The following is a 26,973-nucleotide window of genomic DNA, read 5'->3' as shown; positions in this document are numbered from 1 at the left end:
AGATCCACCACGATCAACGCCTGGACTGCCTATTCTGATGAGATGGACATCGATGAGCTGACAGTCTTCCCCCGGCGGGCGGAAGCCATGACAGCAGAGGCTCTCCGCGACACTCGAGTCGTGGTGATCAATGGAGCGCGCCAGGTGGGTAAGAGCACGCTCGCGCAGGCCATCGTTCATCGGTCACCCAACGCGCGTGAGATCTACTTGGATCAGGCGGCGGTTCGAGCGGCCGCGCGGCAGGACCCTGACGGCATCGTTCACCATGACGGGTTGATGCTCATTGACGAGATCCAGCGCGTCCCGGACCTCCTGCTCTCCATCAAACGGGAAGTCGATGCGGACCCTCGCCCTGGACGCTTTCTGCTGACCGGCTCAGCGCGGCTGCTCGGCCTCCGCGACCTTCCCGACGCGCTTCCCGGCCGGACCGAGACGATTGAACTCTGGCCGCTCTCCCAAGGCGAGATAGAGCGGGGCCCGGATGGGTTCATCGAAGCGGTGTTTCACCGGGGAGTGGACATAGGGGTTCCCAGATCTCGTCTCCACCGGGCGGACTACGTCGATCGAGCCCTGAGGGGCGGCTATCCCGAAGCCGTGCACCGCCCTTCGCATCGCAGACGCGCACGGTTCTTCGAGTCCTACGTCTCGGACCTGATCAGCCGAGACGTCAAGCAGATCTCCGACATCGAGCAGCCAGCCGACATGCGGCGATTGCTCAATGTCCTGTGCGCGCGTATGGGCGGTCTCCTGGTGATCGACAACATCAGCCGGGACCTTGGGCTCGCCCGTACGACGGTAAAGCGCTACATCGATCTACTTGAGTTGGTCTATCTCGTGCGGCGGATTCCCGCATGGTCCACCAATGCCACCACGCGAGCCGTCGCGACCCCGAAGCTCCTTGTCATCGACTCCGGCCTGGGCGCTCACCTGGCCGGTCTCACACCGGCCCGAACCGCAGGGATCACCGCCCCTATCGGTCCCCTCCTGGAGAACTTCGTTCTCGGCGAGTTGGCCCGCCAGCTGACCTGGGCAGACGAACCCGTTCGCCTCTACCATTACCGAACCCGCGACAACGTCGAAGTCGATGCCATCCTCGAACGAGCGTCCGGTGAGATCGTCGGTATCGAGGTCAAGGCTGCCGAAACCGTCCGGGCAGACGATTTCAACGGTCTTCGCCACCTGGCGGACCGGGTAGGTGATCGCCTCATCGCCGGTTTCGTCCTGTACGCAGGCCAGGAGAAGCTTCCCTTCGGCGACAGGATGCGCGCCCTCCCCATGACCGCTCTGTGGGAAACGGCCAACTGAGCCCGCCTGCGAAGGCCGGACACGGCCCCGCGAATCGGAGCCGTGTCCGGATGATGGCTACTGGTGCGTGAACTGGGTCAGGGCGGGCAGCGCTCGGTCGTTGAAGTCGAAGAGGGCCTGGTTCTCCCATTCGTTGCCGGATGAGGGGTTGGTGGGATCCCAGCCGTTGCCGGGGACGGCCGTCCAGGTGGGTTCCCAGTAGACGGCGCCGAGGCCGCGGCCGTTGGGGACGGCCTGGACCAGGGACATGACGTCGCGGAGCATGGCGGACTGGCCGGCGGCCGAGGACGGGTACCCGGAGACCGGCGTGGCGGAGTTGACCATGTTGCCGAAGGCGTCGTCCGTGCCGGGTGTGAACGGGTAGGCGGTCTCGGCGAGGAGCACGGGCTTGCCGTACCGGGTGGCGATGTCGTCGATGTTGGCCTGGAAGGCGCTGAACGTGCCGTGCCAGTACGGGTAGTACGAGACGCCGATCACGTCGTAGAGCACGCCGTTGGCGGCGGCGCTGTCGAACCACCAGCGGAACAGGCCGTTGTCGCCGCCGTTGGCCACGTGCAGGACGACCCTGGTGGCGGAGGAGACGGCTTTGACGGCGTCGTAGCCGGAGCGGATGAGCTGGGCCAGCTGGGCGAAGCGGGAGCTGCGGCCGTCCTCCCAGAGCATGCCGTCGTTGATCTCGTTGCCGACCTGGACCATGTCGGCCGTGGTGCCCTGAGCGCGCAGGGCGTTCAGCACGTCGTAGGTGTGGTTGTAGACGGCCGTTCTGAGCTGCGCGAACGAGAGCGACGTCCACGCGGCCGGTTTGTACTGCTTGCCCGGGTCGGCCCAGCTGTCGGAGTAGTGGAAGTCGATCAGCAGGCCCAGGCCGAGGGCCTTCGCCCGGGAGGCCATGGCCAGCACCCTGGCCTTGTTGTTGTAGCCGTCGGCGGGGTTCACCCAGACCTTGAGGCGCGCGTAGTTGACGCCGTTGTCGCGCAGGATGGCCAGCGCGTCCTGGCGCACCCCGGCGGCGGTGAAGTAGCGGCCGCCGAACGCCTCCGACTTGGGCAGGCTGGACACGTCCGCGCCCTTGATCGACAGCGTGGCCGAGCCGGTGCCGAAGCTCACGTCGTCGAAGTTGGCCCAGCCGCCCGCCGCGGCCGAGCTGTTGAGGCTGATGGTGCACTGGGAGTTCGTCACGGTCTGGGTGACCGCGACGCGCAGCCAGTTCCCGGACACCGGCACGTAGGTCCGGCGTTCCGCGCCGCCGCAGTTCTTGAGCGAGATCCAGCTCTGGGTGGCCACCCCGGCCCGCACCCACGCGCGCAGCGTGTACGTGCCGTTGGCGATCCCCGACAGGAACTGCCAGGTCTCCACCGCGTACGCCGAGGACGACCAGTGCGACAGCCGGTAGCTGCCGGAACGCCCGCCCGCCTCGTGGAAGTCGGCCGCGGCCGTGCCGGAGGTGCTCCACCCGGAGAGGTTGACGGTCTCGAACCCGGTGTTCGTGAGCGTGGTCGCCGCCCGCGCGGGCAGCGGGACGAGTACGGCGGCGAGCAGGACGAAGACGGCCAGGATCCTGCTCATCGTCCCCGCCCCAGCTCACGCATGGCGGGCAGCGGGCGGTCGCCGAAGTCGAACAGCGCCTGGTTCTCCCAGCCGTTGCCGGACGCGGGATCGGCCGGATCCCAGCCGTTGCCCTGCACCCCCGTCCAGGTCGCCTCCCAGTAGAAGACGCCCAGCCCGAGCCCACCGGGCACGGCCCGCATGATCTCGGTGACCTTCCTGACGAACGCGCGCTGCCCCTCGGGCGTGGCCGGATACCCCGGGTACGGCTCCGCCGCCAGGATGATGTTCTCCCAGCCGTCCTTGTCGGCCGTGGTGAACGGGTACGCGGTCTCGGCGAGGATCATGGGCTTGCCGTACCGGGTGGCGAGGTCGTTGAGGTTGGCCTGGAAGGCCTCGAAGGTGCCGTGCCAGTACGGGTAGTAGGACAGGCCGATCACGTCGTAACGGATGCCGTTGGCGGCGGCGTTGTCGAACCACCAGCGGTAGAGGCCGTTGTCGCCGCCGTTGGCCAGGTGCAGGACCACCCGGGTGCGCGCGGAGACGGACTTGACCGCGTCGTAGCCCGCGTTCAGCAGGCCCGCCATGCCCGGCCAGTTGTCGTAGCGGCCGTCCGGCCAGAGCAGGCCGCCGTTGAGCTCGTTGCCGATCTGCACCATGTCGGCCGTGGTGCCCTGCCGCCGCAGCCCGTTGAGCACGTCCCTGGTGTGGTCGTAGACGGCCTGCTTGAGCTGCTCGTACGGCAACGCCGCCCAGGCCGCCGGCTTGTTCTGCTTGCCCGGGTCGGCCCAGGCGTCGGAGTAGTGGAAGTCGACCAGCAGTTTGAGCCCGGCGGCCTTGGCCCGGCGCGCGACCGCCAGCACGTGGGCCTTGTCGTTGTAGCCGTCGGCCGGGTTCACCCACACCTTGAGGCGGATGTAGTTGAGCCCGGCCTTCTCCAGGATGCGCAGGGCGTCGCCGCGGCGTCCCGAGCCGTCCCGGTAGACGCCGCCGTACGCCTCGGACTTGGCGAGGCTGGAGACGTCGGCCCCGCGGATGGGGAGCGGCGGGGCGGGCCGGGGGTGGGCTTGGGCGGGCGCGGCCAGGGCGAGTCCGAGCACGGCGCAGGTCAGCGCCGCAAGCAGACGTTTCATGGGACCTCCGGTCAGGAGAGGTGGATGGTCAGGAGGTGGACGGTCAGAGATGGACGGTCAGAGGTGGACGGTCAGAGATGGACGACGGTGACCGCGCCTGCGGCCACCTCGCCGTAGAACGGCGCTCCGGTCAGGACGTCGGTTCCGGTGATGCCGGGTACGGCCGCCGGGACGTCGGCGTGGTTGATCAGGAAGACGTGCCGCCCGCGCCGGACGTACTCCAGCGTCTCGGGCAGGCCGCGCGGGCGGGTGACGGCGGCCCGGTCCAGGATCGGGCCGAGGATCTCGCCGAGGCCGCCGACGGGCGCGGTGGCCAGGTACCAGGCCGAGCCCGCGCCGAGCTCGTTGACAGTGACGGCGGGGTGCCCGGCGTCGGGCCCGGTGCGGAACGTCTGGTCGGAGCGGGCCCCGGTCAGGCGGACCCGCTCCGACCAGACGCGGGCCGTGCCCCCGCCGGAGAGCGTGACGGTCTCCCGCTCGCGGAGCGGGTGGAACTCCTCCACGGACAGCCCCAGCACCTCCCGCAGCACGCCCGGGTACGCCCCGGGATGCACGGTGTCGTGCTCGTTGACGATGCCCGAGAAGTACGAGACGACCAGCGTGCCCCCGGCCTCGACAAACCGCTGGAGGTTCTTCCCCGCCGCCTCGGTCATCAGGTACGACGACGGCACAACAACCACCCGATATCCCGAAATATCGGCGGAAGGGTGGACGAAGTCGGTGGTGACGTGGGCGCGCCAGAGGGATTCGTAGAAGGCGCTGATCCGCTCCAGAAAGGTGAGATCGCCGGACGGCCGCCACTCCAGTTCGAGCGCCCAGTACGCCTCCCAGTCCCACACGATCGCCACCTCGGCCGCCACCCGGCTCCCCCGCACCCCCGCGAGTTCGCGCAGGTCGGCGCCGAGAGAGACGACGTCGCGCCAGATCTGGGAGTCGGTGCCCGCGTGCGGCACCATCGCCGAGTGGAACTTCTCCGCGCCGAAGCGCGAGGCCCGCCACTGGAAGAACATGACCGAGTCCGACCCCCGCGCCACGTGCGCGAGGCTGTTGCGCCGCATCTCCCCCGGGCGCTTGGCGATGCCGCGCGGCTGCCAGCTCACCGCCCCGGTGGAGTGCTCCATGAGCATCCAGGGCGCGCCCCCGGCCAGCGAGCGGCTCAGGTCGGCCGACATGGCCAGGTGGATGTGGTTGTCGGGGCGCTCGCCGTCCAGGTAGTGATCGTTGGCGATCACGTCCAGTTCGGGCGCCCACCGCCACAGGTCCATCGACTTGCAGTTCACGGTTCCGGCGAAGTTGGTGGTCACCGGCTTGCCCGTACCGCGCAGCAGGTCGCGCTGGAGCCGGTAGTGCGCCAGGTGCGCCTCGTTGGAGAAGCGCGCGTAGTCCAGCCGCTGCGCCGGGTTGACCACGGTGTGGCTCCACCGGGGCGCGTCGATCTCGTCCCAGTCGCCGTACCGCTGGCCCCAGAAGGTGGTGCCCCAGGCGTCGTTGAGCGCGTCGAGGCTCTCGTACGCGTGGCGCAGCCACTCCCGCCAGGCGGTGACGCTGGCCGCGCAGTAGCACTCGCCGAGAGGCGCGCCGTACTCGTTGTGCACGTGCCACATGACCACGGCCGGGTGCTCGCCGTACCGGTCGGCGAGGCGGGTGACCAGCGCGGACGTGGCCGTGCGGAAGGCGGGATGGCTGGAGCAGGCGCCCTCCCTGCTGGCGGTCCCGACGGTCACGCCCTCCCGGGTCACCGGCCGCGAGTCCGGATATTTCCGGGAGAACCACGGGGGCGGCGCGGCGGTCGGGGTGCCCAGGTTCACCGCGATGCCGGCCGCGTGCAGCCGGTCCAGGACCTCGTCCAGCCAGCCGAACTCGTAGCGGCCCTCGGCGGGTTCCAGCAGGGCCCAGGCGAAGATCCCCAGGCTGACCAGGGTCACCCCGGCCTCGCGCATCAGGCGGATGTCCTCCTCCTGGACCTCGCGCGGCCACTGCTCGGGGTAGTAGTCGCCGCCGAACGCGATGCCTTCCGGCAGAGCGGGATATCCAGGCACAGGCCCCCCAAGCGTGAATCGTTTCTGTGAACGTGCACAGTAATGCACGATCGGGCATTTGGGACAACATGCTGGGATTTAACGAGAGCGTAACGAACATTGACAGGCCAGCAAGCCCCATCCCACTCTGTGAACGTTCACAGACTTCCAGCCGGAGGCATCTATGCGCACCCATCGCCTGGCCCTAGCGGCGGCTTTCGCGACCCTGCTCGCCGCCGGATGTGGCGGAACCGCGGAATCGCCTGCGGCGGCCCCGTCCGCCCCGGCAAGCTCGGCCCCCGCCGGTCCGGTCACCCTCACGTACTGGACCTGGGCCCCCAACATGGACAAGATCGCCGCCGTGTGGAACCAGGCGAACCCGGATATCCAGGTCACCGTCAGCAAGCAGGCGGGCGGCGACGACGCGGCCGCCAAGTTCCTCACCGCCGCCAAGGCCGGCAACGCGCCCGACCTGGTCCAGGCCGAGTACCAGCACCTGCCGTCGTTCATCGCCGCCGACGCGGTGGCCGACATCGCCGCCGAGACCGCCGCCGTCAAGCCCGAGTTCAGCGAGGGCCTCTGGGGCCTGGTCACCCTCGGCACCGAGAGCGTCTACGCGATCCCGCAGGACAGCGGCCCGATGATGCTCTACTACCGCAAGGACCTCTTCGAGAAGTACGGCATCTCCGTCCCCAAGACCTGGGAGGAGTACGCGGAGGCCGCCAGGACCGTGCACAAGGCCGACCCCAAGGTCTACCTGGGCAGCTTCTCCAGCAAGGACCCCGGCTGGTTCGCCGGCCTGGCCCAGCAGGCGGGCGCGCAGTGGTGGTCGATCTCCGGGGACGCGTGGAAGGTCGGCATCAACGACGCCGCCACCACGAAGGTCGCCGACTTCTGGGGCGGCCTGGTCCAGGAGGGTGTGATCGACGACCAGCCGTACTTCACGCCGGAGTGGAACAAGGCGCTCAACGACGGCACCCAGCTGAGCTGGCCGTCGGCCGTGTGGGGGCCGGGTGTGCTGGAGAGCAACGCGCCCAAGGGCAAGGGCAAGTGGGCCGTGGCGCCGCTGCCGCAGTGGAACGCCGGGGAGAACTTCAGCGGCTTCTGGGGCGGCTCCTCGACGGCGGTCTCCGCCACCTCCAAGAACCGGGCGGCCGCGGTCAAGTTCGCGACCTGGCTGAACACCGACCCGCAGGGCATCGACCTGCTGGTCAAGGAGGCGTTCGTGTACCCGGCCTCCGGCAAGGGCCAGGCGGCGCTGGGTGAGCCCCCGGCGTACTTCGCGGAGAGCCAGCCGGACTTCTGGCAGCAGGCGGCCACCATCGGCTCCTCGGCGCGCGGGTTCACCTTCGGGCCGAACGTGGGCGTCACGTACAACGCGTACAAGGATGCCTTCGACAAGGCGTTGCAGGACAAGTCGCCGTTCAGCGCCTCGGTCGGGACCATGCAGGACACGACCGTGGCGGACATGCAGAAGTCCGGCTTCACGCTGGCCCAGTAGATGGCGGGCGCACGCGGCGGCGCTCCCCGGAGCGCCGCCCCCTACCTGTTCCTGACCCCGGCGATCGTGCTGTTCACGCTCTTCCTGGCGGTGCCGATCGGCTACACCGTGTATCTGGCGCTGCGGCGCACCCGGGTGTCCGGGCTCGGCCTGGGCCGGGGGTCGCGGCGGGAGGTCTTCGTCGGCCTCGACAACCTGCGCGCCGCGGTCACCGACGGCGAACTCTGGGCCGGCTGGCTTCGGGTGCTCGGCTACGGCCTGATCGTGCTGGTGGTCATGCTCGGGCTGGCGCTGCTGTTCGCGCTGCTGCTCGACTCGGCCCACGTGCGGCTGGCCCGCTTCTCCCGCATCGCGATCTTCCTGCCGTACGCGGTGCCGGGGGTGGTGGCCTCGCTGATGTGGGGCTTCCTCTACCTGCCGAGCCTGACGCCCCTCGGAGGCCTCGAGTTCCTGAGTCCGTCGGCGTTGACGTACTCGATGGCGAACGTGGCCGTGTGGGGCGGGACCGGGTTCAACATGCTGGTGCTCTACACGAACCTGCGGGCGATCCCGCGCAGCTACTACGAGGCGGCGCGCATGGACGGCGCGTCCGAGCTGGCCATCGCGCTCCGGGTGAAGATCCCGATCCTGGTGCCGGCGCTCATCCTGACCATGGTGTTCTCCATCATCGCCACGCTTCAGGTGTTCACCGAGCCGACCGCGCTGCGGCCGTTCACCAACACGATCAGTTCGACCTGGAGTCCGTTGATGAAGGTGTACCGGGACGCGTTCGTGACCGGCGACCTGTACTCGGCGGCGGCCACGTCGCTGGTGATCGCGGCGATATCGCTGGTGCTGTCGTTCGGGTTCCTGCGCCTGGTGCGCGGGCGCGCGTTCGGGGAGAGCCGGTGAACCGGCGGCCGGTGGGCGCGCTGCCCACGGGACTGCTGGTGCTGGGCGCGCTCTACTGCCTGCTGCCGGTGAGCTGGGTGCTGATCTCGGCCAGCAAGTCCCCCGGCGAGCTGTTCACGCTGGGCACGCTGACGCCGGGGACCGGGCTGCTGGAGAACGTGCGGGAGCTGGACGCGTACCGGGACGGGGTGTTCTGGCGGTGGATGCTGAACAGCGTCGTGTACGCGGGAGGCGGCGCCCTGCTGTCCACCCTCGTCTCGGCGGTGTCCGGCTTCGCCCTGGCCAAATACCGCTTCCCCGGGCGGAACCTCATCTTCAACGTGCTGATCGGCGGCATCCTGGTGCCGTCGGTGGTCCTGGCGGTGCCGCAGTACCTGCTGTTCTCCAAGCTGGGGATGGCGGACACGTACTGGGCGGTTCTGCTGCCGCAGATCCTGCATCCGTACAGCATCTATCTGGCCCGGGTGTACGCGAGCGCGGCCGTGCCGGACTCGCTGCTGGAGGCCGGCAGGATCGACGGCGCCTCGGAGGGCCGGCTGCTCTGGCGGGTCGGGCTGCCGCTGATGGTGCCCGGCATGGTGACGATCTTCCTGTTCCAGTTCGTGGCGATCTGGAACAACTTCCTGCTGCCGTTCATCATGCTCGGCGACGACGGCAAGTTCCCGCTGACGGTGGGCCTGTACACGCTGCTCGCCGCCGGCGCCAACCAGCCGTCGCTGTACAACCTGATCATCACGGGCGCGCTGCTGTCGATCATTCCATTGATCGCGCTCTTCCTGACCATGCAGCGCTACTGGCGTACGGACCTGTCCGGCGGGGCCGTGAAAGGCTAGTGGAGAATGCCAGTGTGAAGAGGCCGACTATCCACGACGTCGCGGCGGCGGCGGGGGTCTCGCGGGGGACGGTCTCGCGGGTGCTCAACGGGGACCGATACGTGAGCACCGCCGCCCGGCTGGCGACCGAACGCGCGATCGCCGAGACGGGATATGTGGTGAACCGCACCGCCCGCAGCCTGGTGACCCAGCGGTCGGGGTCGGTGGTCATGGTGCTCTCGGAGCCGCACGAGAAGATCTTCGAGGACCCGAACTACAGCACGTCCATCCGGACCTCGATCAGGCGGCTGGCGGAACGGGACCTGTCCCTGGTGATGATGATCGCCGGGGACGCCGGCGACCGGGACCGGGTGCTGCGGTACGTGAAGGGCGGCCACGCCGACGGGGTGCTGCTGCTCTCCACGCACGCCGGGGACCCGCTGGTGGACGCGCTGCACGACGTGCACATCCCGGTCGTCTCGCTGGGGGCGGTGATCGGCCGGGAGAACGTCATCCCGTACGCGGCCTGCGACGAGCGCGGCGGCGCCCAGCAGATGACCCGCTACCTGGTCGAGCAGGGCCGCAAGAAGATCGCGATGATCACCGGCCCGATGGACACCCCCGGCGGCATCCAGCGCCTGGAGGGTTTCACGGACGTGCTCGGCCGCAAGGCGTCCAAGAAGCTCATCGAGCACGGCGACTGGACCCGCCTGAGCGGCGAGAGTGCGATGGCCCGCCTGTTGGAGCGCTCCCCTGACATCGACGCGGTCTTCGCGGCGTCGGACGTGATGGCCTCGGGGGCGCTCACGACGCTGCGCGCGGCCGGGCGGCGGGTGCCCGAGGACGTGGCCCTGGGCGGGTTCGACGACTCCGACGTGGCGATGTCCACGCACCCGGCGCTGACGACGGTCCGCCAGCCGCTGGCGGAGATCGCGGAGAGGACCCTGAGCATCCTGCTCGACCTGATCGACGGCGCCGAGCACGTCCCCTCGGTGGCGCTGCCCACCCAGCTGATCGTCCGCGACTCCACCTAGACCGGGCGGCGCACGCTGACGGGCACGCCCGCCGGGAGGCGCAGCCCGCGGCCGTCGAGCGTGACGCGCGTGTTCTCCACGGCGGTCAGCGCGACCTCGACCGCCCGGGGCGACCAGGCCAGGCGCTCGACCGTGACGCCGTTCCTGGCGCGCAGGCCGGTCACCTCGCCGGACGGCCAGGGGCAGGCGGGCAGCAGGTCGATGCGGCCCTCGTGGGTGGAGCGCAGCAGCATGGCGGCGATCAGAGCGGGGGTTCCGCCGCAGATGTCCACGTTGAAGATGGCGTCGCGGTTGTGGGTGGAGACCAGGTTGGGCCGCCAGTAGCGGGTGCTCAGCAGGGTCAGCGCCTCGGCCGCCTCGGCGGTCATGCCGAGCCCGGCCGCGGCCAGCCCGATCTGCACCAGTCCGTACGCCATCTCGTCCGACTCCGCGCTCCGCCACCACTCCAGCCGTTTCCGTACGGCCTGGGCCCCCGCTTCGGCGAGCCGGAGGTCGGGTTCGTACCAGAAGGGATAGAGGTGCGAGGCGTGGCGGTGTTGGTGGTTGTCCTTGAGGTCCCACGCCCATTCGGCCAGTTCGCCGGTGGGCGCGACGCGGTAGTCCGGCAGCCGCCGCGCCAGGGCGTCCCAGCGGGGGCGGGGATCGACTCTGCCCAGGTTGGCGAGCAGGTCACGGACGGCGGCCAGGTCCATGGTGGCGTTGATCGCGGCCTGGGCGGTCTCGCCCGGGGGCGCGTTCTCCGGGGAGTAGGACGGGACGAAGTTGCCCCGCTCGTCCAGGAAGTCGTCGTAGAACGTGGCCGCCTCGGTCATGAAGGGGATCGCCCGGGTGCGCAGGAAGGCGGTGTCGCGGGTGTGGCTGTAGTAGTCGAAGTAGAGGCGGGCGAGCCAGGCGGCTCCCGCCGTCCAGAAGGTCTGGCACCAGCGGGGGGTGAAGTGGTTCTGGCGGCCGTGGGTGGAGAGGTGGACGGGGGTGAGGATGCCGCGGCAGCCGTACAGGCGGGTGGCGTTGAGGCGGAAGTCGGGGAGCAGGGAGTCGGCGAGGTCGAAGAGAGGGAGCAGGAGTTCGGGGGTGCCGGTGCCGAGCAGGCCGGCGACGGCTGACTGGAGGTTGCCGTCGAGGGTGTAGCCGGACTGCCAGGCGGGCTGGTAGGTGCCGGACCAGACGCCCTGGAGGGTGGGCGGGAGGTCGCCGACGCTGGAGATGATCGCGTAGCGGCCGGCGGCGTAGAGGGTCTCCGTAAGGGCGTCGCCGCCTTGGGCGAGGGTTTCCTCCGCGGTCACGGTGGGCTGGCCGGGAGTGAGGCGGAGGCGGGAACGGTGGAAGAGGTCGCCGTGGACGGGGGCGTGCCTGGCCAGGAGTTCGTCGAAGCCGCCGGACGGGAGGGGGACGTCGGTGAACGTGGTCCTGGCGATGATCGTCAGTGATCGGGCGCCGCGGATCTCCAGAAGCGCGCCGGTGGTCCAGAGATGACCGCCTTGCGAGGTCACGTGACATTCGACCCGGTAGAGATTGGTGTCCAGGCGCAGGATGAACGCGCCGGTGATCGAGGACGTGAACTCGACAGGCACGGGGCCAGCCTGCGGGGATTTGTCTCCCGAAGGGTCGGCCGATCCGACCGTCGCGGACGCCCCTCGTGCAGACCCGGCCGATCCGACCGACGCGGACGCGCCTCGTGCAGACCCGGCCGATCCGGCCGACGCGGACGCGCCTCGTGCAGACTGGGCCCGCCCTGCCGGTGGAGGGGTGCCCGGTGGGGACAGGGTGAGGGCGCCGGAGACGTCTCCGGTGAGGCGGATGGCGATCACGTCGTCGGGGCGGGAGGCGAAGACCTCCTGGGTGAGACCGGGCCAGCCTTGGGCGACGACGCCCGACGTGAAGTCACATGTCCGGAAATATGGGGAATCGCTGGTCAGGGGGTGGAAGGTGAGGACCGCCGAGGGGACCAAGGGGTCGATCTGGCGGAGTTCGGTGTAGGCCGGGTTCTCCTGGACGGCCAGGTCGAGGACCCGGTCGGCCGCCCGCTGGTACGCGCCGCCGTACAGGAGGGAGCGCAGTTCGGGCAGGATGCGCGCGGTGTGCGGGGGGTCGAGCGGCGGCGTGAGCGGGAGGAAGAGGCGCTCGTGGGAGAGCGTGACGAGCAGACGGCCGGGGCCGCCTTGGACAAGGGCGCCCTGGCGGCCGTTTCCGGTGATGAGGGCGTGCTCCCAGTCCTCGGCGAGGCCGGCCGACGCGAAGCCGTTGACACCGGAGATCATGACAATTAGTTTGACCTCCATCCTAATGGGCGGCAAGAGGGGGGCCGATGCCGGGCCTGCGCTACGGCGGCGACTACAACCCCGAGCAGTGGCCGGAGGAGGTCTGGCACGAGGACGTCAGGCTGATGCGCGAGGCCGGCGTCAACCTCGTGACCATCGGCGTCTTCTCCTGGTCCCGCCTGCAACCCTCCCCCGGCGCGTACGACTTCGCCTGGCTCGACCGGGTCCTCGACCTGCTCCACTCTCACGACATCCAGGTCAACCTGGCCACACCCACCGCCTCCCCGCCGCCCTGGTTCGGCCAGGCCCACCCCGACTCCCTCACGGTCACCGCCGACGGCGTACGGCTCACGCACGGCAGCCGGGACACCTACTGCGTGAGCGCCCCGCCGTACCGGCGAGCGGCGAGAGAGCTGGCGGCGGCGCTGGCCGACCGGTACGGCGAGCACCCCGCGCTGGCCCTGTGGCACGTGCACAACGAGTACGGCACCTGGTGCCACTGCGATCACGTCGCCGCCGCCTTCCGGAACTGGCTGCGGGAGCGGCACGGCTCGCTGGCGGCGCTCAACGAGGCGTGGACGACCGCGTTCTGGAGCCAGCACTACTCCGACTGGGCGCAGATCACCCCGCCCAGGAAGACCCAGTACCTCCCCAATCCCGCGCAGGCTCTGGACTTCCGGCGGTTCCTCTCCGACGAGATGCTCGCCTGCTACCGAGAGCAGCGGGACGTCCTGCGGCCGACCGGGGTGCCGGTGACCACGAACTTCGTGTTCGGCGGGTGGGTGCCGGTCGATCACTGGCGGTGGGCGGAGGAGGTGGACCTCGTGGCCATCGACGACTATCCGTCGGGGAATCCCGAGGAGGAGAGCGCGTTCGCGGCCGATCTGGCGCGGTCGTGGGCGCGGGGGCGGGACTGGCTGCTGATGGAGCAGGCGGCGGGGGTGCGGTACAGCGGCGGCAGGATGATCCCGAAACCGGCGGGCGCGATGGCGCGGCACTCGATGCAGCACATCGCGCGGGGCTCGCGGGGGGTGATGTTCTTCCAGTGGCGGGCGTCGCGTGGGGGCGCCGAACAATGGCATCACGGCATGGTTCCCCACGCCGGACCCGACTCCCGAACATTCCGGGAAATATCATCTTTTGGGCGGGCGCTGGCGGGGATGCCGGCGCATCCGCCGGGAATCGATGCGACGGTGGCCATCCTGTGGGACTACGAGGCCTGGTGGGCGCTGCAATCGCCGGGGCTGCCGTCTCCCGACCTCGACTACCTGGCACCGATCCGCCAAGCCCACCGGACCCTTTGGCACCGGGGAATTACTCCCGACTTCGCCCACCCTTCGCACGATATTTCACGATATGAAATGGTGCTGGTGCCGAGCCTCTACCTGATGAGCGAGGAATCCGCCGCCAACCTGACCGGCTTCGTCCGGAACGGCGGAACCGTGGTCGTCTCGTACTTCTCGGGACTGGTGGACGAGCACTGCCGGGTCCATCTCGGCGGCCATCCCGGCTGCCTCCGCGACCTGCTCGGCGTCTCCGTGGACGAGTTCCACCCGCTGACCGAGCCCGTCGCCCTGTCCGCCGGGAACGCGGAACCCACCCACCCCGACCTGACCAGCGGGATCACGCTCACCGGGACGATCTGGTCCGAGAACATCCGTCTGACATCGGCCGACGCCGTCGCGACCTATCCCGGCGGAACCCCGGCCATCACCCGCAACCGCGTCGGAACCGGCACGGCCTGGTACCTGTCCACGCGACTGGACGACGACGGCTACGCGGCACTGCTCACCACCGCCGGGCTGTCTCCCGCCGCGACGCCACCCGGCGTCGAGATCGTCCGCCATCGCGACGGAACCGTGTACGCCATCAACCACACCGCGGACACGATCCTGGGCGAAACCCCCGAACCCCTGCCACCAGGGGGTTTCGCGGTCTTCAAAGACCCTTGCCGCTGACCTGCCCAAACGTGAACCGGATCAGGAATGGTGACTTATCACGCCCTTGTTGACATTGGAGTGACGTCCGACGCGGGCAGGGAACATTCCAACCGGACGGGTAAGGCTGTCAACCACCGGTGAGCGGCAGCCGTCCTCTTGAGGCAACGGTCAAACTCTGCAAGTAAAAAACAAGGGGACGGCAAACACGAAGGCGCATAGTCTGCTCAAAGTCACCGGAAGGAGGGCGATCAACATGGCCATTCGCGGAAACCGCCGACGAATCAGGATTCCCAGGACCCGCCGTACGAGGGTGTTCGACCTCGATCTTCGCTCCCCCTCTGGCCGGCTGCTGCCGTTCTAGCGCTTTACAGCAGTTTTATGCCGTCATCTGTACAAATCTCATGATAGGTAACGAAAACGTCACGTCCGGGGGGATAGCGATGCTCAAGGTGGTGCCACCGCTAGCCAAGGTCAGAGACATCCGGTCGGCGCTGCGCCGGAGGTCCGGCGGGCCCGCGCTCACCAACCACGACACCAAGGTCGTCCACCTCTCCACCTATCGGCACGCCAAGATCATCCATTTCCCCACCCGTACCGACCCGACGACGGTGGCCTGAGTCACTCCGTGACGATGCCGGGGTCGCTCATGCTCGGCTCGCCGTTCTCCACGTGCCCGGCCAGGCGGCGGGTGTACGCGGGATCGTCCGAGGTGATCCGCAGGTCGTACCAGCCGTGGCTGGCGGCCAGGTCCACCGGATGCGTCACGCGGACACCCGCCTCCAGCATGTACGCCACCGGAGCCACGACCCCGTAGACGTCCTCGACCGTGACCGCGCAGGACGTGTCGCCGGTGTTCTCCAGCGTGATCGCGGTGTCCGTGTGGCCGACCTCGGGGCCGTGACCTCGGAAGGTTCGCAGAAAGCCGTTGGGGCCGTAGACGGACAGATCTCCCGTGGTCCACACGTCCGAGAGCGTCTTGCCGGATTCGACGGTGTGGGTCCACGGTCCCGTGCCGTCCGCGGCGGTCACGTAGAAGGTCACACCCGCCTCGCCGCGGCTCTCGAACTCGATCACCAGCGATCCGTCCGGCCGGGACCGGCCCTCGACGCGCAGGTCGTAGGGCAACGGGCGGGCGGGCCGTACTCCCGCCCCCTGACGGGGCAGCGCGGGGTCGGCCGGGAGCGGCGACACATGGTCGGGGTGGCGGAGACGGTCGGCGGGGGCGTACCCGCTCGTGTCGGGCAGTGCCGCCGGAGCAGGGTCGGTCCGGGTGAAGTCGAACGCCGAGGTCAGGTCACCGCACACCGCGCGCCGCCAGGGCGAGATGCCCGGCTCGTGTACGCCGAAGCGCGCCTCCATGAACTGGATGATCGAGGTCAGGTCGAACACCTCGGAGCACACCCAGCCGCCCTTGCTCCACGGCGAGACGACGATCATCGGCACCCGCGCGCCGAGGCCGTACGGGCCGTGGTGGAACGCGCCGCCGCCGGTGTAGATCTCGCCCGTGACGTCCACGGTGGACGCGCCCTGGCCGGGCTCCCCCGCCGGATACGGCGGCACCACGTGGTCGAAGAACCCGTCGTTCTCGTCGTACGTGATGAGCAGCACGGTCTTGCTCCACACCTCCGGACTGGCCGTCAGCGCGTCGAGCGTCTGCGCGATGTACCAGGCCCCGTAGTTGGGCGGCCAGTTCGGATGCTCGCTGTACGCCTCCGGAGCCGCCAGCCACGACACCTGCGGCAGCCGCCCGCCCAGCACATCGGCCCGCAGAATGTCGAACAGCCCGTCCCCGGCCTTGACGTTCGTCCCGGTCCGCGCCTTCTCGTACAGGGGGTCCCCGGGCTGGGCGTCCCGGTAGGCGTCGAAGAACAGCAGCGAATTGCTCCCATAGTTCCCGATGTACGGAGCGTGGTGGGTCCATCCCCAGACGTTCGCGGCGTCCAGCCCGTCCCCGACGTCCTGGTAGATCTTCCAGGAGATCCCGGCCCGCTCCAGGCGTTCCGGGTAGGTCGTCCAGCCGTACCCGAGCTGGTCGTTCTGGAGCACCGGGCCGCCGCCCGCGCCGTCGTTGCCCGTGTGCCCGGACCACATGTAGAAGCGGTTCGGGTCGGTCGGCCCGAGCACCGAGCAGTGGAAGGCGTCGCAGACGGTGAACGCGTCGGCCAGCGCGTAGTGGAAGGGCAGGTCCTCGCGGGTGAGGTAGGCCATCGTGCCGGCCGTCTTGGCGGGCACCCACCGGTCGTACCTGCCCTGGTTGAAGGCTTCGTGCCCGCTGTTCCACTCGTGGTCGAGATCCTCCAGGAACGTGCCGCCGAGCGGCCCGCCCTCCGGCCGGAACGGCAGCACGTCCCTGACGCCGTCGGACTGGTACCAGACCGGCTTGCCGCTCGGCAGCGTCACCGGCCGGGGGTCGCCGAACCCGCGCACCCCGCGCAACGTGCCGAAATACTGGTCGAAGGAGCGGTTCTCCTGCATGAGCACGACGATGTGCTCGACGTCCTGAATCGTCCCTGTCCGGGTGCCGGCCGGGATGGCGGCGGCGCGGGCGATACTCTCCGGCACCTGCATGGGGGGCTTCCTTCTGCTCGCTGATCGGCGCAGAAGGCAGCCTATTCGTCAGCTCTTGTACGCCCTGAACGCGGTCAGCGAGCGCAGCTCGTGGCGGTCCACCTTCTCGAACCGGCCGGCCAGCGCGTCCTGGATGCGGGACAACATCGGCTCGGGCAGGCGGAGGCGGCGGGTGATCCTGGAGGGCTTGGTGCCGCCGTGCCACGCGACCACGAGGCGCCCGCCGGGCCTGGTGACCCGGTGGAGCTCCCGCAGCCCCGCCTCCAGGTCGGGCCAGAGGGCCACGTTGTTGACACTGATCACGCCGTCGAAGTAGCCGTCGGGGAAGCCGGTGGCGTCGGCCGTACCCAGACGGAGATCGACCTGACCGGTTCTGGCCTTCTTGCGGTTGCGGGCGGTCGCCTGCACCCGCATCTCGGCGGACGGGTCCACGCCGTACACGGTCCCCGCGCTCGCGAGGAGGGCGATCAGCTTGCCCGGGCCGTAGCCGACCTCCAGCACGCGGTCGTCCCGGCCGTGCGCGAGCAGCTCCGCGACCTCCCGCTGGCGGTTGGTGACACTCATGAACCGGCCCGCCCAACGCCCCCGGCGGCCCTCCGGGAAGGCGAAAGGCGAGCTGACGGGCCCTTCGACGACCCACGACCGTAGTTGCCTCATTTCCATACCTTCAGGCTGGTGGTTCAAGCCGACTTGAAGTCAAGATGGGGGCATGGATCCCGTACCCATCGGTGAGGCCGCCCGGCTCCTCAAGATCAACACCTCCGCGCTGCGGTACTACGAGGAGATCGGCCTGGTCCGCCCGGCGGCCCGGGTCGGCGGACGCCGTACCTACGGGCGGGCCGAACTTCGGCGGCTGGCGTTCGTGCAGATGGCGCAGGAGCTGGGCTTCAGCCTGGAGGTGATCGCCGAGGTGCTCGACCAGCCCGGCGGGCGCTGGCACGAGGCCATCGACGCCCAGATCGCCCGCCTGGAGGTCCTGATCGAGCAGGCCCGCCGCGCCCAGGACTTCCTCGTACACGCCCGCGAGTGCACCACCGCCAACCCGGTGCAGGAGTGCACGACGCTCGCGCACGTCCTGGACCGCCGCGTGGACGGCCTCACCCTCGACGAGATCGCCAAGGAGCATCACCCGTAGCCGTACGCCGGGGTGCCCGGCTTGACCGTGGCCGCCAGGAACTCCTCGAATGTGATCACACCGGTCCGGTGCTCCGGCGTCAGATGCCTGCCCTCCCGATAGGCCGCCGCCGTCTTCCCCGGCAACCAGATCGGGACCAGCAGCCTGCGCCGTCCCGTCGCCCGCAGGTAGGTGGTGATCAGCTCCCGCAACGGAACCACCTCAGGCCCGCCCATGTCGGGCACGCGCCCGGCCGGCGCCCCGAGCACCAGCCCGGTCATACGGTCGGCGACCTCGCCCGAGTCCACCGGCTGCATACTCCACCCCATCGGGTACGGCGCGACCGGCGCCCGAGTCATCCCCTGGATGATGAACCGCATCAGCTCATGGAACTGCGTCGCCCGCAGAATCGTGTACGGCAGCCCCGACGCCTCGATCAGCTGCTCGACCTGGAACTTCTCCTGGTAGTACCAGTACGGGTGCCCGTCCACCCCCACGATCGAGATGTAGAGCAGGTGCGTGCCCGGCGCGGCCGCCCCCAGCAGCCGCCGGGCGCCCGCCACGTCCGCGCCCCTGGTCCGGGGAGCGCTTGCGAGATGCACGATCGTGTCCACCCCGGCCACGGCCTCGGGCAGGCCCTCCCCGGTGGTCAGATCGCCCTGGTACAGCCCGGGCTTGCGGCTCAGCACCCGGACATCACGAATGCCGTCCTTGAGCCGGTCGACCACGCGGCGCCCGAGAACGCCCGTGCCGCCGGTGACGAGTATCGATCCAGTCATGGCCCCAAGAACCGGAAAGCCCCCCGGATTGTGACAGGTCCCTGAATTGCCGGGTGACAAACCGGAGTTTGTCGGGATTAAGGACCGAACGCAGAGCGAAGATCCGCTCCCCGTCCGTTTCGAACGCTGCCACCAATACGACTCTTCCCGCAGCCATGGCCACCAACCCTGGCTCCCTGTTGACCTCGGCGTACACCAGCCCGGCGACGACCGGGGCGGCGGCGCTGGGTGGGGGCGTCGAAGCGGCGCTGCCCGCCCGGGCGGAAGTGAGACGGTTGGGACACATGTTGGTGACCACTTTGGCCAGCCATGACCCCGATGCCTGAATCGTCTCCCGCGTCGTACCGTTCCATCGCAGGTAGGCGTCCTGAACGAGTCCTCCGCCTCGACCCCCGACCCCGGCATCCGGTACGCCGGCGCGAACATTCTCGGCCGGTGTTCTCCGAACTCCGCGTCAGGGTCATCAAACTCGGGCATCCGTCTGTCAGGATGGTGGTGTGAGCCCATCCCCGGCCGTGGTCCAGCCCGACCAGGAACTGATCATCGAGATCCTCAATGAGCTCGATATCGAGTTCACTTTCGACTCCGACGGCGACCTCGCCATCTCCACCGACGCGCTCACCGTCTTCTTTCTGTTCGGTGCGGAAGGCGACCTTTTCACTATTCGAACCTTCTACGACCGCCACTACACCATCGACGAGAAGCCACTCCTGCTGACCGCGCTCAACGAGTGGAACACCGACACGATGTGGCCGAAGGTTTACGCCTTCACCCCCGACAACGGCATCATCCGCGTCATCGGCGACGCGCAGCTCTACATCGGCGCGGGCGTCACCCGCGAACACCTCACCACGATCGTCGCCCACTGGGTCCGCTTCGCCATCAAATTCCACCGCTGGCTCAGCGACCGGCTCTCCTTCGAGGTCGACTGAGCGCCTCGACGGTGAACTCCGCCGGATAAGGCGACCGCTCCACCGCCTCCTCCTCGGTGATCACCCCGTCCTGGTACGCCCGGCACAACGCGGCCACCTGGGCGATCTCCGCCCGCTGCGCTCGGACGAACCCGGCCTCCACCGGTTCGCCATGACCGGGCACGAGCGTCACGGGTTCAAGCGCGAGAACCCGATCCAGCGCCCCGGGCCAAGCCTCGGGATACGCATCCCCAAAAGCCGGCGGAGCCCCTTGCTCCACCAAATCCCCCGCGAACACGACCCCCGCATCCGGAACATGCACGATCAAGTCATGATCCGTATGCGCGTCCCCCGGATACATGAACCGAACAACCCGCCCACCCAAGTCGACATCCCCCACCGGCGCATCCCCCGGCAGCACAATCCGAGCCCGCTCGATTTCCTCCGCTATCGCCGACTTACCCTCATCCCGATAGCGCCGAGCCCACTCCTCCCGCTGCCCCTCCCCGTTCTCCGCCAGCTCCCGCCGGCACCCCGGATGCGCCCACACCTCTACATCTCCGAACGCCGCCGTACCAAAAGCATGGTCAAAATGCGCATGCGTCAACGCCACCCTCCACGGCAGCCCCGTCACCTCCCTCACCGCCCCCGCAAACGCCCTCCCCTGCGCCCCATCACCCCCGGTATCCACCACCAAACAGGCCCGCTCCCCCACAACCAGCCCCAACGAGAGATCCAGCTCAGCATGCCGCCGAACCCAGACCCCCTCCCCCACCCCAACCCACCACGCCTCAACCACGCGCAGATTCTAAAGGCCACATGCCCGCGACCCCCGAGCCTCGCAACGGCGTCACCTAACTCCCGTTCACAAGACGCCGATTCTTTGGCCCGGAAGCACTGGAGCCTTTAGCGGAATGGCCGGTTGCTCTTGGTTCCGGTGCGGCGAGAGCCTGACCGTTCTTACTCCGATGCCAAACTATTCGGCAGCCGAGTCCACGTCGCCCCACGACCAGTGCCATCTGGTTGGACCCTTCTCTCGCTCTTCAATTGCTCAAGAACGATCCGGATTGTCTGATCACTTACGCCTGGTACGGCAGCCCTCACCTCAGCCAGACGGAAGGTCGCCGGGGCATGCGACAGGATGTGAGCACGGATGCGCTCCTGCTTGGTTCCGGGCGTTTTGGCGGCAGCCGCCCGATCGGCGAAGACGCCGTACGCGTCCGCAATCAACCGCGTGAAATACCCCAGCCAGGGCCAAGGATCAGCCTCACCGGCATGCCAGCCATGCGTGGAATCGAGAAGCGCCTGGTAGTAGGCGTCCGCGGATTCCGCCACCGACTGTTCGAGGCTCACATAGCGGCCTACGCTGTACCCCTGATCCATCAGAAGGGCGTTGGTGATGGCACGGGCTATCCGACCATTGCCATCCTCGAAGGGATGGATGTCGAGGATGTCGAGGATGAACAAGCCTGCAAGAAGTACTGAATGGTGCTCGCCGGCGCCGATGGCGTCCCGATAGCGATCGATCAGGTCGGTCACCGCAAACGGAGTCCTGGCTGCCGGTACCGGTTTGAATCGGACCTGCGAGCTACCGTCCGGAAGACGGTCGACGACTAGATCGTCCTCGGCCTTGAAGACACCGCCTGGCGATGCCGTATGGGCGAACAACAACTTGTGGAGATGGAGCAGAAGCCCAGTGTTCACGGGCCGCCAGTCCTCTCGGAAGAGGTAATCCTGCGCATCTCGGTAGCCGGCCAACTCCTGCTCACTACGACTACGCAGCACCGTCGTCAAACGGTTGATGATCCTCTCCGCGCGGCTGACGTCCGGTACGACAACTCCTTCGATCGCGGACGAGGCAGTGATGCTCTGCACCCTGGCCCGGTCGGAAAGTTCCATCAGCAACCCAGGCATCTGATCGCGATACAGCGCCTCCGAGCCACGGCCAAAATCGATGGTGCCGAGCTGAGTGACGATCCGGCCCGGTACACGTCCGATAAGACCGTCCAGATCCGCAAAGCTCTTCACCAAACCCCCCAAACAACGCAACAAACATACTAATCAGCATCCAAATTGGCATGTTTAGTAGGTTGCTTAGAGGGTTCCGGGCGAACTGGGGAACGTCCATCTGGGCGCTGGGATGTTGGAGCAGCGCCAGTTTCCGAAGATGCGACACCTCTTAAACGATCATGCGAGCCAGACTGCACCACGTCGGTGCCGGGCTGGCGGCACGTCGAGGTCGTCCGCCGCTTCGATGGCGGAAGCGCCGCCAGCAGTGGCGTTGACCGTCTGACGGATCGCCGATATCAAGCGGCGGAGGCGCTGTCGTGTCTGGGATTCCTCGATGTTCGCCCACCGGGACACGGATCGATCATGAGGATCTGCCCTGGCCCAGGAGTAGACGACAGTCTTGCGACGGACGAGCTCGGGCGTCGGTCGGTGACCGGCCCGGGAGGCCTCGGTGAGGCACGCGGCGCTGTAGCGCAGGTCGGCGAGCATGACCGATCGCCAAGGGCCGCCGGGGACGTAGCCGACGGAGGAACGCGAGCGGGAAGCATGGTGTGCGGTGCGGGACATGGGGCTCCCTGGTGGCACCGCCAGGTCTCTCCTGGCGGGCTACCCGAAGCCGCTGGGTCCTGTTGATCGTTCCTCGGTCATGGTCGAAACGATAACAAGCGTGAGAATCGTTGTTCCTGATTCGGTGAGAAAGAGAAGGGGCAGTGGAGCGATGGGTCCACTGCCCCCTTCTAGTTAGGCGTTACCGGATGCTGCGTCTTTGGTTTTAGCTGCAGCCGCTGGTGCTGCCGCAGCCCTCGCAGACGTAGCAGCTGCCGGCGGGGCGCATCTTGGTGCCGCAGGTCATGCAGAGGGGGGCGTCGGCGGTGCGGCCCTGGTGGCTTTCCAGGGGGTCGACGCGGGTGAGGGTGGGGAGGTTGGTGGGCGGGCGGGGGGTGGGCTTCTCCTCGATGGGGGCGGACTGGGCCAGGGCGGCGGTGTCCACGGGCTCGGCCAGGGCGGCGGGGTCCTCGCCACGCTGCTGGGCGGAGCGTTCGGCGGCCGAGAAGATGCCGAGGGCGGCGCGGTCCTCGTAAGGCAGGTGGTCCAGCGCCAGGCGGCGGAAGATGTAGTCCATCACCGACTGGGCCATGCGCACGTCCGGGTCGTCGGTCATGCCGGCCGGCTCGAAGCGCATGTTGACGAACTTCTGGGCGTACGTCTCCAGCGGAACGCCGTACTGAAGGCCGATGGAGATCGCGACCGAGAAGGCGTCCATGACGCCGGCCAGGGTGGAACCCTGCTTGGACATCTTGAGGAAGACCTCGCCGAGACCGTCGTCCGGGTACGAGGAGGCCGTCATGTAGCCCTTGGCGCCGCCGACCGTGAAGCGGGTGGTCGTGCTGGGGCGCTGGTTGGGCATGCGGCGGCGGGTCGGGCGCGGCACCTCGATGACCTTGACCTCGGGCTCGGCGGCCGCGACGGGCTCCTCGGCCTTCTCGGTCTTCTTGCCCGCCACCGAGAGCGGCTGGCCGACCTTGCAGTTGTCCCGGTAGACCGCCAGCGCCTTCAGGCCCAGCTTCCAGCCTTCCAGGTAGACCTGCTCGATGTCGTCGACCGAGGCCGATTCCGGCAGGTTGACGGTCTTGGAGATCGCGCCGGACAGGAACGGCTGGGTGGCCGCCATCATCCGGACGTGACCCATCGGCGCGATGGCGCGCTCGCCCATCGCGCAGTCGAACACCTCGTAGTGCTCCGGCCGCAGACCGGGGGCGTCGACCACGTGGCTGTTCCTGGCGATGTAGTCGACGATCGCCTCGACCTGCTCCTCCTGGTAGCCGAGCTGCCGCAGCGCCCGCGGGATCGTCTGGTTGACGATCTGCATGGAGCCGCCGCCGACCAGCTTCTTGAACTTGACCAGGGCCAGGTCGGGCTCGATGCCGGTGGTGTCGCAGTCCATCATCAGGCCGATGGTGCCGGTGGGCGCGAGCAGCGACGCCTGCGCGTTCCGGTAGCCGTGCTTGTCGCCCAGCCTGAGGCAGTCGGCCCACTGCTTGCTCGCCTCGGCATGGATCGCCCGGTCCATGGCGTCGACCGTGCGCAGGTCGTCGTTGGCGGCGGCGTGCTTGCGCATGACCCGCTTGTGCGGCTCCGCGTTCCGCTGGTACCCGTCGTACGGCCCGACGATCCCGGCCAGTTCGGCCGACCGCCGGTACGAGGTGCCCGTCATCAGCGAGGTGATCGCCCCGGCGATGGCCCGGCCGCCGTCCGAGTCGTACGCGTGACCGGTGGCCATCAGCAGCGCGCCCAGGTTCGCGTACCCGATGCCGAGCTGCCGGTACGCCCGGGTGGTCTCGGCGATCTTCTCGGTCGGGAAGTCAGCGAAGGTGATCGAGATGTCCATCGCGGTGATGATCAGCTCGGTCAGCTTGACGAAGTTCTGGATGTCGAACGTGTCGTCGTCGGTGAGGAACTTGAGCAGGTTGATCGAGGCGAGGTTGCACGAGGAGTTGTCCAGGTGCACGTACTCCGAGCAGGGGTTGGAGGCGGTGATCCGGCCGGTCTCCGGGCAGGTGTGCCAGTCGTTGATCGTGTCGTCGTACTGCACGCCCGGGTCGGCGCACTCCCACGCCGCCTGCGCCATCTTGCGGAACAGCCCGCGGGCGTCCACCTTCTCCAGGATGTCGCCGGTCAGCCGGGCCCGCAGCCCGAACTGGTCGCCGTTCTCCACCGCGCGCATGAACTCGTCCGAGACCCGGACCGAGTTGTTGGCGTTCTGGTACTGCACGGACACGATGTCCTTGCCGCCCAGGTCCATGTCGAAGCCGGCGTCGCGGAGAGCGCGGATCTTGTCCTCTTCGCGGGCCTTGGTCTCGATGAATTCCTCGATGTCGGGGTGGTCGACGTCGAGGACCACCATCTTGGCGGCCCTGCGGGTGGCGCCGCCGGACTTGATGGTGCCCGCCGAGGCGTCCGCGCCGCGCATGAACGAGACCGGCCCGCTGGCGGTGCCGCCGCTGGAGAGCAGCTCCTTGGAGGACCGGATCCGGGACAGGTTGACCCCGGAGCCGGAACCGCCCTTGAAGATCACACCCTCTTCCTTGTACCAGTCGAGGATGGACTCCATCTGGTCGTCCACGGCCAGGATGAAGCAGGCGCTGACCTGCTGCGGCGACTGCGTGCCCACGTTGAACCACACCGGCGAGTTGAAGCTGAACAGCTGGTGGACCAAGGCGTGCTTCAGCTCGTGGTCGAAGATCTCGGCGTCTTCCTCGGTGGCGAAGTAGCCGTTCTCGATGCCGGTCCGGGTGTAGACCCCGACGACCCTGTCCACCAGGGCCTTCAAGCTCCACTCGCGCTGGGGGGTACCCACGGCGCCGCGGAAGTACTTCGTTGTGACGATGTTGGCGGCGTTCACCGACCAGAACTCGGGGAACTCGACCCCACGCTGCTCGAAGTTGATCGAACCGTCCCGCCAGTTCGTCATGACGACGTCACGGCGCTCCCACGTGATCTGGTCGTACGGATGCGTGCCCGCCGTGGTGAAGATCCGCTTCATCTTCAGGCCCTTGGCGCGCGCCCGCTTGCCCCCGCGTGTGGATGTGCCGTTGACGGTCTCCGTCATGACTCCCCCTTCCGGGGCCCAGACGCCCCTCGTTTCAACCCATACTTGAAAGATATTCACTTTTCGGCCATTACGGCCGGCGAACCCAACCTTCCGGCCATCGCCTTCCAGCGGGTACGACCTCCGGACCCTTCCAGCCGACACGGCCCGACAGCCGCTACCGCCAGGCACGCACTGCCCCTGTGGCCGATACGACCTGCCGGACAATGTCTTGCGGCCGATACAGCCTTCGGGCGTTCGCATGAGGTCCCATTGCTCACGGATATTCAGTTGTGCCCTGCTACTTCTCGTCCACCTCGCCGAATGGCCGTTAAGCCGGGCATCGGGGAGGTTCAGTCGCTGGCGACCGCTCTGAGGCGTTCGATCTCGGCTTCGAAGTCGGCGAGGGTCTCGAAACTGCGGTAGACGGAGGCGAATCGCAGGTAGGCGACCTCGTCCAGTTCGCCGAGAGGACCGAGGATCGCCAGGCCCACCTCGTGCGAGGGAATCTCGGCGGTGCCGGTCGCCCGGATGCTCTCCTCGACCTTCTGCCCCAGTTGAGCGAGCGCATCCTCACTGACCGGACGTCCTTGGCAGGCTCGCCTGACTCCGGCGACCACCTTGTCGCGAGAGAATGCCTCCGTGACCCCGCTGCGTTTGCTCACCATCAGCAGCACCGTCTCCTGGGTGGTGAACCGGCGTCCGCACTCCGGGCATGTCCGCCTGCGCCGGATGGCGCCGCCGTCCTCCGTGGAACGGCTGTCGACCACCCGCGTATCAGGATGTCGGCAGAACGGGCAATGCATAACCGAACGCCTCCCTCCAGTTCCAACTCCCCCAAGTCACCAGTGCTTCCCCGATCCGGCCATCTCATGGGACGCTCCCGCACACCCCACAGACGTACTGCGGTGCGGACAAGGAAACACAATAGATGGTGAACTACATCGGTGTAACCACTAGATGTTGTGGTCTAAACCTAGAAGCACCCAGTGATGATCGCAACTCAGCCACCGAGATCCAACCCGAACTACCAGCTCAGCCAACCCACCCCACCGAACCGTCGGGCGTGTCTAACAAACTGTCAGCCACACCCCCCAAGCCAGCCTGACCAACTCCCCCACCCACCCTCCCAAAGACCCCAATAGACACACACAGCCCACCCGCTGCCACATGTGCGAGCACCGAAGCCCGACTCCGGAGACCACAGACCGGCCCACGGCCCGAAGCCACGCCCATGGAAGCCGGAGCCCAATGCCGAACGCCAGCCATCCCGGACCAGGCACCCCAGGCCGGACACCCACGTGAGCCATCCCAAGCCGGGCGTCTTGAAGCGCCTAACAAAATGACCCGAGGCACCGGCCCTTCGCCGTTATCCGGCGCCGTTAACGCAGGTGACGCTTCTCGCCACACCGGCGCCAAGAGTGATCAGCCTCATTCCGTCAGGGGTTCTCAAGCCGGGTGTCTTAAGCCGGGCACCCGGCTTGGACCGGCGCTGGGGCGGAGCCCCGGGGGTAAACAGAGGGTGGGCGGGAATACCTCGGCAACCCCGAGGCCAGGCCCCCGGC

The 26,973-nt window shown here is 68.3% G+C and carries 20 protein-coding genes; 9 read left to right on the top strand and 11 right to left on the bottom strand.

Annotation, left to right across the window (positions count from 1 at the left end):
- The first annotated feature begins 42 nt into the window (after nt 1–42).
- Nucleotides 43–1,305: an ATP-binding protein gene (locus Aph01nite_RS13750; protein ID WP_204041245.1), complete on the top strand. Its 1,263-nt coding sequence runs from the start codon at nt 43–45 to the stop codon at nt 1,303–1,305.
- 57 nt (nt 1,306–1,362) lie between these two features.
- Here the strand turns inward: Aph01nite_RS13750 and Aph01nite_RS13745 are convergent, their stop codons facing one another.
- From Aph01nite_RS13745 to Aph01nite_RS13735, 3 genes are all read right to left on the bottom strand, one after another.
- The gene (locus Aph01nite_RS13745; protein WP_204041244.1) at nt 1,363–2,871 is read right to left on the bottom strand and encodes a glycosyl hydrolase 53 family protein; all 1,509 of its coding nucleotides are present in this window, start codon (nt 2,869–2,871) and stop codon (nt 1,363–1,365) included.
- Entirely contained in the window at nt 2,868–3,983 is a 1,116-nt protein-coding gene (locus Aph01nite_RS13740; protein WP_204041243.1) for a glycoside hydrolase family 53 protein, read from the bottom strand. The genes Aph01nite_RS13745 and Aph01nite_RS13740 overlap by 4 nt, the downstream gene beginning before the upstream one ends.
- A gap of 71 nt (nt 3,984–4,054) precedes the next feature.
- Nucleotides 4,055–6,022, bottom strand: a complete 1,968-nt coding sequence (locus tag Aph01nite_RS13735; protein ID WP_239161658.1) for a beta-galactosidase — start codon at nt 6,020–6,022, stop codon at nt 4,055–4,057.
- A 163-nt stretch (nt 6,023–6,185) separates the two neighbouring features.
- On the opposite strand from Aph01nite_RS13735, the gene Aph01nite_RS13730 reads away from it, so the two are divergent.
- The 4 genes from Aph01nite_RS13730 to Aph01nite_RS13715 are packed head-to-tail and all read left to right on the top strand — an operon-like array spanning nt 6,186 to nt 10,239.
- Nucleotides 6,186–7,502 carry an ABC transporter substrate-binding protein gene (locus tag Aph01nite_RS13730; protein WP_204041242.1) on the top strand — a complete coding sequence of 439 codons (1,317 nt, stop codon included), beginning with the start codon at nt 6,186–6,188 and terminating at the stop codon, nt 7,500–7,502.
- The gene (locus Aph01nite_RS13725) at nt 7,503–8,393 is read left to right on the top strand and encodes a carbohydrate ABC transporter permease (protein ID WP_204041241.1); all 891 of its coding nucleotides are present in this window, start codon (nt 7,503–7,505) and stop codon (nt 8,391–8,393) included.
- Nucleotides 8,390–9,226, top strand: coding sequence for a carbohydrate ABC transporter permease (locus tag Aph01nite_RS13720; protein ID WP_204041240.1), 837 nt, complete (start codon nt 8,390–8,392; stop codon nt 9,224–9,226). The genes Aph01nite_RS13725 and Aph01nite_RS13720 overlap by 4 nt, the downstream gene beginning before the upstream one ends.
- A 14-nt stretch (nt 9,227–9,240) precedes the next feature.
- A complete protein-coding gene (locus Aph01nite_RS13715; protein WP_239161657.1) occupies nt 9,241–10,239 on the top strand; it encodes a LacI family DNA-binding transcriptional regulator in 999 nt (332 codons plus the stop codon).
- Here Aph01nite_RS13715 and Aph01nite_RS13710 read toward each other — a convergent pair.
- Nucleotides 10,236–12,497, bottom strand: coding sequence for a glycosyl hydrolase family 95 catalytic domain-containing protein (locus Aph01nite_RS13710; protein WP_204041238.1), 2,262 nt, complete (start codon nt 12,495–12,497; stop codon nt 10,236–10,238). The two genes, Aph01nite_RS13715 and Aph01nite_RS13710, sit on opposite strands and share 4 nt — an antisense overlap.
- 47 nt (nt 12,498–12,544) lie before the next feature.
- Here Aph01nite_RS13710 and Aph01nite_RS13705 point away from each other — a divergent pair, with 47 nt between their 5' ends.
- The gene (locus Aph01nite_RS13705) at nt 12,545–14,455 is read left to right on the top strand and encodes a beta-galactosidase (protein WP_204041237.1); all 1,911 of its coding nucleotides are present in this window, start codon (nt 12,545–12,547) and stop codon (nt 14,453–14,455) included.
- Nucleotides 14,456–14,877: 422 nt separating this feature from the next.
- Nucleotides 14,878–15,054, top strand: a complete 177-nt coding sequence (locus Aph01nite_RS13700) for a hypothetical protein (RefSeq protein ID WP_204041236.1) — start codon at nt 14,878–14,880, stop codon at nt 15,052–15,054.
- Between the two features lies 1 nt (nt 15,055).
- On the opposite strand, the gene Aph01nite_RS13695 is transcribed toward Aph01nite_RS13700, so the two are convergent.
- Nucleotides 15,056–17,005: a phosphocholine-specific phospholipase C gene (locus Aph01nite_RS13695; RefSeq protein WP_204041235.1), complete on the bottom strand. Its 1,950-nt coding sequence runs from the start codon at nt 17,003–17,005 to the stop codon at nt 15,056–15,058.
- A gap of 48 nt (nt 17,006–17,053) precedes the next feature.
- Nucleotides 17,054–17,662, bottom strand: coding sequence for a class I SAM-dependent methyltransferase (locus Aph01nite_RS13690; RefSeq protein ID WP_204041234.1), 609 nt, complete (start codon nt 17,660–17,662; stop codon nt 17,054–17,056).
- A 52-nt stretch (nt 17,663–17,714) separates the two neighbouring features.
- Between Aph01nite_RS13690 and Aph01nite_RS13685 the strand changes: the two genes are divergently transcribed.
- Entirely contained in the window at nt 17,715–18,140 is a 426-nt protein-coding gene (locus tag Aph01nite_RS13685) for a MerR family transcriptional regulator (protein WP_204041233.1), read from the top strand.
- On the opposite strand, the gene Aph01nite_RS13680 is transcribed toward Aph01nite_RS13685, so the two are convergent.
- The gene (locus Aph01nite_RS13680; protein WP_204041232.1) at nt 18,131–18,898 is read right to left on the bottom strand and encodes an SDR family oxidoreductase; all 768 of its coding nucleotides are present in this window, start codon (nt 18,896–18,898) and stop codon (nt 18,131–18,133) included. The genes Aph01nite_RS13685 and Aph01nite_RS13680 overlap by 10 nt on opposite strands.
- Before the next feature lie 497 nt (nt 18,899–19,395).
- Here Aph01nite_RS13680 and Aph01nite_RS13675 point away from each other — a divergent pair, with 497 nt between their 5' ends.
- Nucleotides 19,396–19,830, top strand: coding sequence for a YbjN domain-containing protein (locus tag Aph01nite_RS13675; protein ID WP_204041231.1), 435 nt, complete (start codon nt 19,396–19,398; stop codon nt 19,828–19,830).
- Here the strand turns inward: Aph01nite_RS13675 and Aph01nite_RS13670 are convergent.
- The 4 genes from Aph01nite_RS13670 to nrdR all read right to left on the bottom strand — a co-directional run bounded on the left by Aph01nite_RS13670 (nt 19,799) and on the right by nrdR (nt 26,214).
- Nucleotides 19,799–20,608, bottom strand: a complete 810-nt coding sequence (locus Aph01nite_RS13670; RefSeq protein WP_239161656.1) for an MBL fold metallo-hydrolase — start codon at nt 20,606–20,608, stop codon at nt 19,799–19,801. The genes Aph01nite_RS13675 and Aph01nite_RS13670 overlap by 32 nt on opposite strands.
- Nucleotides 20,609–20,769: 161 nt before the next feature.
- The gene (locus Aph01nite_RS13665) at nt 20,770–21,837 is read right to left on the bottom strand and encodes a Fic family protein (RefSeq protein WP_204041230.1); all 1,068 of its coding nucleotides are present in this window, start codon (nt 21,835–21,837) and stop codon (nt 20,770–20,772) included.
- 754 nt (nt 21,838–22,591) lie between these two features.
- On the bottom strand, nt 22,592–25,429 hold the full coding sequence (locus Aph01nite_RS13660; protein ID WP_204041229.1) for a vitamin B12-dependent ribonucleotide reductase: 2,838 nt from the start codon (nt 25,427–25,429) through the stop codon (nt 22,592–22,594).
- A 332-nt stretch (nt 25,430–25,761) separates the two neighbouring features.
- The gene (nrdR, locus tag Aph01nite_RS13655) at nt 25,762–26,214 is read right to left on the bottom strand and encodes a transcriptional regulator NrdR (RefSeq protein WP_204041228.1); all 453 of its coding nucleotides are present in this window, start codon (nt 26,212–26,214) and stop codon (nt 25,762–25,764) included.
- Nucleotides 26,215–26,973 lie beyond the last annotated feature (759 nt).

The sequence above is a fragment of the Acrocarpospora phusangensis genome (genome assembly GCF_016862995.1).
In the GTDB taxonomy this organism is placed as follows: Bacteria; Actinomycetota; Actinomycetes; order Streptosporangiales; family Streptosporangiaceae; genus Acrocarpospora; species Acrocarpospora phusangensis.
This window is presented reverse-complemented; position numbering and strand designations above follow the sequence as displayed.

Bases quoted from the DNA above. Each gene is read 5' to 3' on its own strand.
- Aph01nite_RS13685 (WP_204041233.1), top strand. From the start codon at position 17,715: ATGGATCCCGTACCCATCGGTGAGGCCGCCCGGCTCCTCAAGATCAAC.
- Aph01nite_RS13710 (WP_204041238.1), bottom strand. From the start codon at position 12,497: ATGATCTCCGGTGTCAACGGCTTCGCGTCGGCCGGCCTCGCCGAGGAC.
- Aph01nite_RS13725 (WP_204041241.1), top strand. From the start codon at position 7,503: ATGGCGGGCGCACGCGGCGGCGCTCCCCGGAGCGCCGCCCCCTACCTG.
- nrdR (WP_204041228.1), bottom strand. From the start codon at position 26,214: ATGCATTGCCCGTTCTGCCGACATCCTGATACGCGGGTGGTCGACAGC.
- Aph01nite_RS13740 (WP_204041243.1), bottom strand. From the start codon at position 3,983: ATGAAACGTCTGCTTGCGGCGCTGACCTGCGCCGTGCTCGGACTCGCC.
- Aph01nite_RS13750 (WP_204041245.1), top strand. From the start codon at position 43: ATGGACATCGATGAGCTGACAGTCTTCCCCCGGCGGGCGGAAGCCATG.
- Aph01nite_RS13700 (WP_204041236.1), top strand. From the start codon at position 14,878: ATGCTCAAGGTGGTGCCACCGCTAGCCAAGGTCAGAGACATCCGGTCG.
- Aph01nite_RS13745 (WP_204041244.1), bottom strand. From the start codon at position 2,871: ATGAGCAGGATCCTGGCCGTCTTCGTCCTGCTCGCCGCCGTACTCGTC.
- Aph01nite_RS13680 (WP_204041232.1), bottom strand. From the start codon at position 18,898: ATGACTGGATCGATACTCGTCACCGGCGGCACGGGCGTTCTCGGGCGC.
- Aph01nite_RS13660 (WP_204041229.1), bottom strand. From the start codon at position 25,429: ATGACGGAGACCGTCAACGGCACATCCACACGCGGGGGCAAGCGGGCG.
- Aph01nite_RS13690 (WP_204041234.1), bottom strand. From the start codon at position 17,662: ATGAGGCAACTACGGTCGTGGGTCGTCGAAGGGCCCGTCAGCTCGCCT.
- Aph01nite_RS13730 (WP_204041242.1), top strand. From the start codon at position 6,186: ATGCGCACCCATCGCCTGGCCCTAGCGGCGGCTTTCGCGACCCTGCTC.
- Aph01nite_RS13695 (WP_204041235.1), bottom strand. From the start codon at position 17,005: ATGCAGGTGCCGGAGAGTATCGCCCGCGCCGCCGCCATCCCGGCCGGC.
- Aph01nite_RS13705 (WP_204041237.1), top strand. From the start codon at position 12,545: ATGCCGGGCCTGCGCTACGGCGGCGACTACAACCCCGAGCAGTGGCCG.